This window comes from Coleofasciculus sp. B1-GNL1-01 (assembly GCF_040220235.1).
Taxonomy (GTDB): Bacteria; Cyanobacteriota; Cyanobacteriia; order Cyanobacteriales; family Coleofasciculaceae; genus Coleofasciculus.
This window is the reverse complement of the sequence record NZ_JAVJTO010000017.1, coordinates 134,858-144,999: the sequence shown is the minus strand read 5'-3', so window position 1 is coordinate 144,999 and position 10,142 is coordinate 134,858. Positions and strand designations below refer to the sequence as shown.

The window sequence follows — 10,142 nt, the reverse complement described above, 5'->3', positions numbered from 1 at the left end:
CTGGCACTTGGGTTAAGGCTTCCAGGAGATTGACCTTCATAGCAAGCAAATGACTCGATTAAACTATGGCTGCAAGATTTAGTTTACGCTAAATTCTGGTCGTCCTAATTTTCTCTCATCACAATGAATTAGCCCTGCCCCTTACCGGGCGTCAATTTCAGCTATTGCCATCTGGATAAATCCCTCTTTGCCCAAACCCTCGGCGGTGTTATCTCAGCCGCGTTCAGTCCCGATGGTCAACAGTTAGCCACAGGCGATAATACTCCAGACGTGCGTCTATGGCGCGTCAGCGATGGTCAACCCTGGTTAACGCTTCAGGGACATCGTAATCTAGTCTGGTCAGTGGCATGGAGTCCCGATGGACAAACCCTCGCCTCTAGCAGTAGCGACAAAACCATCAAACTCTGGGATACTCGCACCGGGAAATGTCTAAAAACGCTCCAGGGACACCAGGATTGGGTCTTATCCGTGGCATGGCATCCCGATGGACAAATTCTCGCCTCTAGCAGTAATGACCAAACCGTGAAACTCTGGGATACCCACACTGGTGAATGCCTGAATACATTGCAGGGACATACTCACATCGTCTGCTCAGTCGCCTGGAGTCCCCAGGGACACCATCTCGCTTCCGGTAGCGCTGACCAAACCATCAAACTCTGGGATACCCACATCGGTGCCTGTCTGAACACCCTCGAGGGACACCAGGATTGGATTTGGTCCGTCGCCTGGAATCCCGATGGATATACCCTCGCCTCTAGCAGTTCCGACCAAACCATCAAACTCTGGGATACCCGCAGCGGTGAATGTCGGAACACCCTCCAGGGACACCGGGATTGGATTTGGTCAATCGCATGGCATCCCGATGGACGCCTCCTCGCCTCCGGGTCTCATGACCAAACCGTGAAACTGTGGGATACTCACACCGGGAAATGTCTGAAAACGCTTCAGGGACAAAAGAATTGGATTTGGTCCGTCGCCTGGAGTCCCGATAAACAGACCCTCGCCTCCGGTAGCGCTGACCAAACGGTGAAACTCTGGGATACCCGCACGGGTCAATGCTGGAACACCTGGCAAGGATACCTTGATTCAGCCTTATCCGTCGCCTGGAGTCAGGATGGGCAAACCCTTGCCAGTAGCAGTAACGACAAAACCGTGAAACTCTGGGATACGACGACAGGTAAGTGCCTGAAAACCCTCCAGGGACACAATAATTGGGTTTGGTCAGTGGTATGGAGTCCCAACAAACCGATTCTGGCGTCCGGTAGCGCCGACCAAACCATCAAACTGTGGGACGCGGACAAGGGTGAATGCCTGAAAACATTGGTGGGGCATTCCAGTGTCGTCTCATCTGTGGCGTGGAGTCCCGATGGACGCATCGTGGCGTCGGGGAGTTATGACCAAACCATAAAACTATGGGATACGGACAGGGGGAATTGCCTGAAAACTTTACGGGGGCATAGCAATATCATCTGGTCAGTCGCCTGGAGTCCCGATGGGCGCACCCTAGCATCTTGTAGTTCCGACCAAACGATAAAGGTATGGGATATTCATACGGGTGAATGCCTCAAAACCTTATCTGGGCATCACCATATCATCTGGTCAGTCACCTGGAATCCCGACGGACGCACCTTGGCGTCTGGCAGTTCCGACCAAACGATAAAGGTATGGGATATTCATACGGGTGAATGCCTGAAAACCTTATCCGGACATACCAATTCCATCTCCTCTGTGGCGTGGAATCCCGATGGACGCCTCCTAGCTACAGGGTCTCATGACCAAACCGTCAAGCTATGGGACACCCACACCGATGAATGCCTGAACACCTTACTGGGACACAGCAATTGGGTTGGGTTCGTCGCCTGGAGTGCCAATGGTCAAACCCTAGCGACTGGCAGTTCTGACGAAACGATTAAGATTTGGGATGTAAATACAGGAGAGTGTCAGAAAACCCTCAAATCTCAACCCCCTTATCAAGGAATGAATATTACTCAGATTACAGGTTTAACCGATGCCCAGAAAGCCACACTCCAGCGGCTAGGGGCAAGGAAATTATAACTGTGCGTAGTGCGATATAAGGCAGAGGTAGACGTTTACAGATTAGGGCTTAAGGGACGAGTAACGTATAGGACTAACAGGGTAAACAGTCCCACGCCAGCCACATATTTAATTAAATCTGGCACCAGAGGATTCGGCGAGAAAAAGCCTTCAATAATCCCAGCCATAATTAACATCGGCACAATGCCAAAGACTAACTGGGCGGCTTGAGCCCCATACACTTTAATCGCATCCATCCGACGATATTGTCCAGGAAACAGAATTGCGCGACCGATTAACAAGCCGGCACCCCCAGCGAGGAAAATGGCGGGGAGTTCCAGGGAACCATGAGGGAATACAAACGCCCAGAAGGGATATGCCAAGTTATTTTGACCAACTAACGTGGCGACAGCACCGATATGCAAGCCGTTGTATGCCATCAAGAAGATTGTATAGGCACCCGCGGTAATGCCACCCGCAACCGCGCCGAAGGAGACGCGGATATTGTTAATCATAATATTACTAGAGGCTAAGGGTTCAATACCCACAATCGAACCCATCCATAATTCTCCGCGATCGCGCACCTTCTCGATCAAATGATCAGGAACCACCAGCGACATAAACACCGGATCAGTCCAAGCCAACCACCACGCCACCAGCGCCGCCCCCAAAAAAATCGCTGTGGCGATGGCGGTGTAAGCCCAAGTGCGCTGCACCACCTCTGGAAACCCCCAGCGACAAAACTGCCACACGGCTTGCCATTCCTGACGTCGAGAACCTTGATAAATTTGGTTATAGCCGCGAGAGGTCAACCGTTGTAAATCTTGCACCAGGAGAGTTCCCACCTGGTTCGTTCTCGCCCGGGCTAAATCTGCCGATACCGAACGATATAAACTCGCCAGTTCCCGAATTTCCGCCGCCTGTAACGACTTTAACCCTTTTTTTTCCACTTGCCGCAACAGAGTCTCCAACCGTTTCCAATTGGGTTCCCGCCGCGCAATCCAACGTTGAATGTTCATGAAATTTCACTGAAGATTCTGCCTAACTTAGCTTAAGATAGCTTTAAATTCAGCATTTCACCGATCAGGAGATGTTTAGCCAATGTCCCAGAATCCCAACCCCCGCCAATCCATAGGACCCCTGAGTGTGGGTAATGTGGTTAGCGCTGGCTTGCGGCTGTATCGCGATCACCTGAAAGTCTATTTTGGTATCGCGTTCCGAGCAACGTTGTGGGCGTTATTGCCATTTGTTGTTCTAATTCCTATTCCTCTGGTGTTAATTTATGAGCAGGCAAATCCAGCCATTTTAGGACTACTGATTCCGGCGGGTTTAGTCCTGTTTTTTTATGGCATGGCTAAATATATGGTCAACTCGGCACTTATCTCACGATTAGCCTTTTGTGAATTAACCAATCAACCCGAAAGCGCTAGAGATGCTCGCCGTCAAGTCAGTCCGAAACTCTGGATTTTTTTGCGGGCTTATCTCCTGTTTTTACTTTTAAGTTTTGGTATATGGATTGGGTTCTATCTCATTGCTTTAGTTCTGGGTATTCTGGGTGGATTTTTGGCGGTTTCTGTACAGGATAATATGGCAATATTAGTCGTTTTAGGATTAATAGGGATTATAGTATTCGGTATAGCATTAAGTTTAATTGTCCGAATTTTCACAAGGTTGTTTATGTATGAGGTTCCCTTGGCTATAGAAGAAAATATAACGGCTAGTAAAACTATCCAACGCAGTTGGAGTTTGACTAAAAATCATGTGGGGAGAGTTTTCTTGACGTTAACTGTTGCCTTTTTGATTTCAATCCCTATCTATATTATTGTTCAAATCATTGTCAGTATACTTCAGGGGGTTTTATTGAGGGTTTTAGCGGCAGATCCAACATCAGTGGGGTTTCAAATACTTTCATTGATTGTGGGATATGTTTTGGGATTAGTAAGTGGTGTATTGCTCTTACCCTTCTGGCAAGCCATTAAAGCTGTGGTTTACTATGACCTCCGCAGTCGTCGAGAAGGTTTGGGAATGCAGCTACGCTAAACTTATGAATTCTATCTGCCATGCGATTTTTTAACCGAATTACGCTGCAAACCCCAGAAAGTGTTGAACTGGAATTCACGCTTGCTGGAATCGGTAATCGAGCCTATGCCCTGTTAATTGACTATATTGTCTGGGGATTCATTCTAATTGTTTTCCTAATTACGTGGGTATTTTTATCCATTCAATTTATTGATGTTATTGAAGATGTAATCGGCAGTGAAACTCAATTAGAGCTTTGGCTGGTTTCTATCCAACTCTTAATTTCATTTTTTATCTATGTTGGTTACTTTGTTTTCTTTGAAACCTTATGGCAAGGGCAAACGCCAGGAAAGCGCTATGTGAAAATTCGCGTCATTCGCGATGATGGCAGACCTGCGAGACTCCAGCAAGCCACGTTACGGGCTTTACTACGACCCGTTGATGATTTATTTTTTCTGGGAGTATTTTTCATCGCTTTAGGAAAACGCGAAAAGCGGATTGGAGATTGGGTTGCTGGAACCGTAGTGATTCAGGAAGAACAACCCCTTACCGCCGCCAACGTTTCGGTATCGGAATCAGCCACAACTCTGGCAAATCAACTCCAGACTCAAGCTGATTTATCTCGCTTATTACCCGATGATTTTGCTGTCATTCGAGAGTATTTGCAACGGCGTGGAGGGATGACACCACAATCCCGCACGGCGTTAAGCCGACAACTGGCAAGTCAGGTGAAAGACATCATTGACCTGGAAAATGTGCCTCAAAAGGTTACGGCAAATGTCTTTCTGGAAGCCGTGTATCTAGCCTATCAGCAGCAATCTTCGACTGACTCTAGCCGTTACTCTGGATAAACTGAAAAGCAGTGATCCAGATCATTGCCAGCCAAGGGCTGAACTCAAACCAATCGCTACCGCGATCGCTCAAACTGGGAATACTCGATCGGGTACTCGTGATAGACCTGGTGATAGAGTCAGCCTTTCAATGATCACCCGATTGCGATTATCCTAAAAAGGAAGGGTGCAGGACTCTATCGAATCCAATGTCAGCAAGGAAGCGCTCATCGCTTGGCTTACAAAGCGCTTAGACCGATGCTGGGTGCTAGGATTTCATAGAGTGAATAAAGGCGTGAACATGGAGGGAATTCGTGATCCACTCAACACCGATTGATTGTTACCTTGCCGGATCACCAGCGACAATGAAGTTAGACTAATGTGCAATTTGTAGTCTCGTTGGATCAGATGGCTTTCGCTGACAACCTAGATAAAACTCTCATGACCGATATTATACTTAGTGGGCGCTACCGCGTTATTCGTCAGCTTGGGGCTGGTGGGTTTGGAACCACCTTTCTCGCAGCAGATCAACAATTACCAGGTCATCCTTGGTGTGTTGTCAAGCAACTGAAGCCAAAAACCACTGATTCGGCGATGTTGCAGACAGCAAGACGTTTATTCAATACCGAAGCTGAGGTTCTGTACAAATTAGGAAACCATGAGCAAATTCCACGACTGTTTGCTCACTTTGAAGAAAATCAAGAATTTTATTTAGTCCAAGAATTTATCGAAGGTGATAGTCTATCTAAACTCTTACCCCAGGGTAAGCCATTAAAAGAAGTAATTGTTATTCGGCTATTACAAGAGATTTTAAAGATTCTGGAATTTGTTCACCAGCATCAAGTGATTCACCGGGATCTTAAACCCGCCAATATCATCAAACGCAAATCCGATAATAAAATTGTTTTAATTGATTTTGGCGCGGTTAAACAAATCAGTACTCAACCCGTGGAAACCCATGAACCAACGGCGCTGACGATTGCCATTGGTTCAGCCGGGTATATGCCCAACGAACAATTAGCCGGAAAACCTCGCTTTAGCAGTGATATCTATGCGGTGGGAATGATTGGTCTCCAAGCATTGACCGGATCACACCCAAAACAATTGCCCCAAGACCCTGAAACCAGTGAATTTAGCTGGCGCAATCAACTCAATATCAGCCCAGGACTTGGTTATGTAATTGATAAAATGGTGCGCTATGACTTCCGTCAGCGTTACCGTTCCGTCACAGCAGTTCTAGCTGATCTGAATAATTTAAGTCATTACAATTCGGGTATCATTACATTCCCTTCAGGCAAAGGAACCCTTGGGCAACGGGGGAAAACCCCAGAGTCAAAATCGACCGATATGCCCACTAGCATGTTAAGGAAAACTAGCGGAGCAACGGGTCAGTCGGGCATGAGAAATTCTGCCCAATCGTTGACCGGAACCGGAGAAAATTCGGCAGCGACATCGCGCAAACATCCTCGAAATTCAGCCGTCAACAATCGCCCATCAGAGACAAATCTTGATAACCAAGATGCTACGGCGCAATGGGATTATGCTCCGGACGCACCAACGCAGATTATCAAGGATGAATCGCAGACGAGTCCCCGGGGAACAGTTGCGTCCAAGTCCAATCCCTCCCAATCCTTCTCTCCAGCCAAAAAACCGATTCAGTCGAATCGGCTCAATCTGCTGAAAGGGAAAAAAGCCAAATGGATAGCAGTCGTTGGCTTGCTGATTGTTGGAGTAGCGGTGACTCCTTTCTATGTGTATTGGCAACAGCGTCCGTTTTCTAATCAGGTTTCTTCTCCATCCCCAGACACCGCAAAGGATAGCGAGTCCACCCCAGAGAATCAACAGGCAAAATCTACTCTATCTCCCAATGAACCTCAACCAATCTTACCCACTCACACTGTCCTGACACCTTCACCCTTGCCGCCGATTGATTTAGCGGGAGAATTAGAGGCAAAATCGTTTATTAATTCGGTGAATAAAAGCCAACAAATTTTCTATTTACAACATGGACAATTTGCCTCTAGCTTCGAGGAGTTGGCAATTCCCTTGCAATCGCAACCTGAATCTTACCAGTATCAGATCGTCTCCGCGAATCAACAGCAGGCGCTGGTTACGGCGCAAGCCAAAAAACCGGATTTAAGGAGTTATACCGGAGCGGTGTTTGTCACTGGAGACTCAACGAGTGATCAAATTTGTCAAACGAATCAACCGTCAAAAACCCCTCCCAGTCAACCGGAAGTGGTGGAGAATACTATTCAATGTCCGGCGGGTTCTTCGTCACCATCCGAAAACAGTGATCAGTCAGAAGTAGGGGGGCAAAATTAAAATGGATGATTGAGGCGCAGAGATGTTATTTAAACTGAGAGAAAACTATCAGCATACCTCCACTCATCACCAAAGCGATCGCGGCGGGAACTAGGGGTATCCAACCCCCTTGCAGGAAAAGCACCCAGCCGCTTCCGTATAAAATAGCGATCGCGACTCCGCCTCGGATCAGAAACCCTCGTGGTGAACGAGAATTTTGGGCGAGTAGTCCGCCGATTAAAGACCAGCCGCAAATCCACAGGATCTCAATGGGTTCTGACCACCACCAGATCAGGGGTCGCTGATCTAAAACAGCACTGAGAATTTGACTGACCATCTGCGCTTGAATTTCTATTCCGGTCATGGTTTGAACGGTTCCTTGTCCTTTACTATAGGGAGTGAACCAACGATGATCGTTAAAACTGGGAGCCGTGGTGCCAATTAGAACAATACGATTTTTTACCTGTTCAGGATTGAGTTGACCATTTAGAACGTCTGTGAGCGTAATTTTCTCAGCAATCTGATTCGTGGCGCGGTAATTGAGTAAGATTTGGTGACCACTGGAATTGATCGTCGAGTAGCCGCCAGGGTTTGTATCTAAGGTTTTAAATACGGTTGAGCCAAGCTGAAGATACCCGTCGGAATTCAGGTGTGGCTTAATTCCTTGGGCGGCTAGGTAATGACTAGCAACCTGTATACTAAAAGCGTATTGATTTTGACAGGGCGAGGCGTCAGAAACCGCGAGAAGATGACGACGCAGAATATCATCGGTATCGAGGACAACATTATTAAACCCTTGTCGTTCCCCTGACACTTCCGGTGGCGGTACAACGCCAGGATTACCGTAATGACAAATAGTAAACAAGCGATCGCTCGTTTCCATGGCTTGGGCTAACTCTGGATAGTTGTCCTCTACTGGGCGATCGCGATAAATGTCTAAGCCAATGGTTTGGGGTTGATACGACTCTAATTTAGCCAGGAGTTCAGCCAAGGCGCGATCTGAGAGAGACGCACCCACTCGTTCTTCAGCGGGTTGAGCCTGAACGTCTTTTTCGGTAATCTCCACAATTAAGAGTCGTTCATCGGGTTCTTCAGGGGGTTGTAACCGCATCAGGTGATCAAAAACTTGAAGTTCCCAAGACTCCAACCCACCGCGCGATCGCACTCCTACAACCAAACCTGTCGCGATCGCGGCTGTGATCAAGAGGATGAGTATTTTCCACCACCAGGGTTGCAGGTATGGATCAAGGGTAATAATATAAACGGGGATAGGTCGGGGAATATTCTTTAACAGGCGTTCTCCGGCTTTCGTAATCTGAAGCTGTTGCTGATCCTTCACTCCATTCAGATGATCCTGAACGGCTTCATAGACGGTTTGGGAAATACAAATCCCGCCTGCTGGTGCTTCAGTTTGCAGCCGCGCCGCCACATTCACCACATTACCCATCACATCATCCTGATAGGTGTTGATAAAATTACGGGAGGGTGAAACACCGAAATCATTTTGCAAGAAAAATACTTCCCCCAGGTGGATACCAATGCGATGGCGGAGAATGTCACGCTTGGGTAAATTCGCCGCAGCGGTTTTGATGGCTTGTTGGATCGCGATCGCGCAATCGACGGCGTTTTCTGCACTATCAAAGCGGATCAACCACCCATCTCCCAACCCTTTGAGTATCTCGCCAGAAAACTGCTCACAGCATCCCCGGATTAGCTGAAAATCCCTTTGAAGAAGTGCCAAGGTATGCTTCTCATCGGCTGCCATTTTTGTCGAAAATGATTCCACATCGGTAAAAACGATGGCAAGAATCCGTTCCTTAGGACAATGTTTTTCAATCCAATCCAGATTAAACACCGATTGATAGATTGGGTTATAAACCACTAAGTTTCCCTGGTGTTTATTCACTAACCCCGATAACCGCAATTCGATATGTTCAGGACTATTTTTCGCCTCAACACTTCCCTGTTCTAAAATGATTCGATAAATCTGGAGTGATTGTTGACAACAGTGAGGTTGCCCCAACAGGCGATCGCGAATCGTTCTCAGATGTTCCGGTTCATCTTGGGCTTCCCAATTTTCAATGATCTGCGTTTGCACAAACTGTTCCACCCATCGGGGGGCTTCATTCTCAGGAATTGTGCAGAGTCCATTTTCTTGTTGGTGACAATAATTCACCAGAAGCCAACAGAATTTCTGGGTGAGAAACGGTTGACCTCCTGTCCAGTACAATACCTCTCTTAATACAGCTTGGGGACAGCTAACTCGTCCGACTAACCCTTGAATTAAAGCCGCGCTTTCGTGAACTTGAAACCCCTTCAATTCAATTGCCCGACCAATATTAAAAGGTGTCGCATGTTTGTCTTGAATTAAATCCGATGGGGTGGCGACTCCCAATAAGGCAAAGGTAAGGCGTTTGTAGTCAAATTTAGTTGCCCGTTTGTCATAACAGTTACGAATCAAGGCAAAAAAATCATCAGCCGGAAAGCTCAATCCCAAAACACTATCAATTTCATCGATAAAAATAACGATGTTTTGGGGAATCTGTGCCAGCAATACTGTTTCCAGGAATTTGCCCAAACGCTGCACCGGGGAGAGATCCTCATACTCCCGTAACCAGTTCCGTCGATTCACTTGTAAATCGAACCCACTAATTAATTCTTGGATAATTCCACCGTACCATTGCTGGGCGCTAATCTGTTGACTACCAATACCATTCAGTTCAATTTCAGCACAGGCAATTCCTTGGGATTTGAGTTTGCACATGGTACGGATTCGCAGGGAAGATTTTCCCATTTGCCGAGAATTGAGGACATAGCAATATTCCCCGGCTAATAAACCGTTATAGAGTTCAGAATCCGCTTTTCTAACCACATAAGTTGGTGCATCAGCGGGTAAGCTTCCACCAAGATGATACCGATCAGCCCTGTTGAGTTCATCCGCTCCCATTAGGCATT

7 protein-coding genes are annotated in these 10,142 nt (G+C 47.2%); 5 read left to right on the top strand and 2 right to left on the bottom strand.

Annotation, left to right across the window (positions count from 1 at the left end; all coding sequences use genetic code 11):
* Positions 1 to 171: 171 nt before the first annotated feature.
* Positions 172 to 2,055, top strand: a complete 1,884-nt coding sequence (locus tag RID53_RS04120) for a WD40 domain-containing protein (protein ID WP_446386909.1) — start codon at positions 172 to 174, stop codon at positions 2,053 to 2,055.
* Between the two features lie 35 nt (positions 2,056 to 2,090).
* On the opposite strand, the gene RID53_RS04115 is transcribed toward RID53_RS04120, so the two are convergent.
* Positions 2,091 to 3,053 (bottom strand): stage II sporulation protein M, encoded by a 963-nt coding sequence (locus RID53_RS04115; RefSeq protein ID WP_446386905.1) that lies wholly within the window; start codon positions 3,051 to 3,053, stop codon positions 2,091 to 2,093.
* Between the two features lie 82 nt (positions 3,054 to 3,135).
* Here RID53_RS04115 and RID53_RS04110 point away from each other — a divergent pair, with 82 nt between their 5' ends.
* The 4 genes from RID53_RS04110 to RID53_RS04095 all read left to right on the top strand — a co-directional run bounded on the left by RID53_RS04110 (position 3,136) and on the right by RID53_RS04095 (position 7,208).
* On the top strand, positions 3,136 to 4,074 hold the full coding sequence (locus RID53_RS04110) for a DUF975 domain-containing protein (RefSeq protein WP_446386904.1): 939 nt from the start codon (positions 3,136 to 3,138) through the stop codon (positions 4,072 to 4,074).
* Between the two features lie 20 nt (positions 4,075 to 4,094).
* A complete protein-coding gene (locus tag RID53_RS04105) occupies positions 4,095 to 4,904 on the top strand; it encodes an RDD family protein (RefSeq protein WP_446386903.1) in 810 nt (269 codons plus the stop codon).
* An 11-nt stretch (positions 4,905 to 4,915) separates the two neighbouring features.
* Positions 4,916 to 5,038 carry a hypothetical protein gene (locus tag RID53_RS04100; protein ID WP_446386902.1) on the top strand — a complete coding sequence of 41 codons (123 nt, stop codon included), beginning with the start codon at positions 4,916 to 4,918 and terminating at the stop codon, positions 5,036 to 5,038.
* A 286-nt stretch (positions 5,039 to 5,324) separates the two neighbouring features.
* Positions 5,325 to 7,208, top strand: coding sequence for a protein kinase domain-containing protein (locus RID53_RS04095; protein WP_446386901.1), 1,884 nt, complete (start codon positions 5,325 to 5,327; stop codon positions 7,206 to 7,208).
* Positions 7,209 to 7,233: 25 nt separating this feature from the next.
* Here the strand turns inward: RID53_RS04095 and RID53_RS04090 are convergent, their stop codons facing one another.
* Positions 7,234 to 10,134: a CHASE2 domain-containing protein gene (locus RID53_RS04090; RefSeq protein ID WP_446386900.1), complete on the bottom strand. Its 2,901-nt coding sequence runs from the start codon at positions 10,132 to 10,134 to the stop codon at positions 7,234 to 7,236.
* Between the last annotated feature and the right edge of the window lie 8 nt (positions 10,135 to 10,142).

What these genes read in the sequence shown, in the direction of transcription:
- RID53_RS04115 (WP_446386905.1), bottom strand. Translation starts at nt 3,053, where the DNA reads ATGAACATTCAACGTTGGATTGCGCGGCGGGAACCCAATTGGAAACGG.
- RID53_RS04110 (WP_446386904.1), top strand. Translation starts at nt 3,136, where the DNA reads ATGTCCCAGAATCCCAACCCCCGCCAATCCATAGGACCCCTGAGTGTG.
- RID53_RS04105 (WP_446386903.1), top strand. Translation starts at nt 4,095, where the DNA reads ATGCGATTTTTTAACCGAATTACGCTGCAAACCCCAGAAAGTGTTGAA.
- RID53_RS04095 (WP_446386901.1), top strand. Translation starts at nt 5,325, where the DNA reads ATGACCGATATTATACTTAGTGGGCGCTACCGCGTTATTCGTCAGCTT.
- RID53_RS04090 (WP_446386900.1), bottom strand. Translation starts at nt 10,134, where the DNA reads ATGGGAGCGGATGAACTCAACAGGGCTGATCGGTATCATCTTGGTGGA.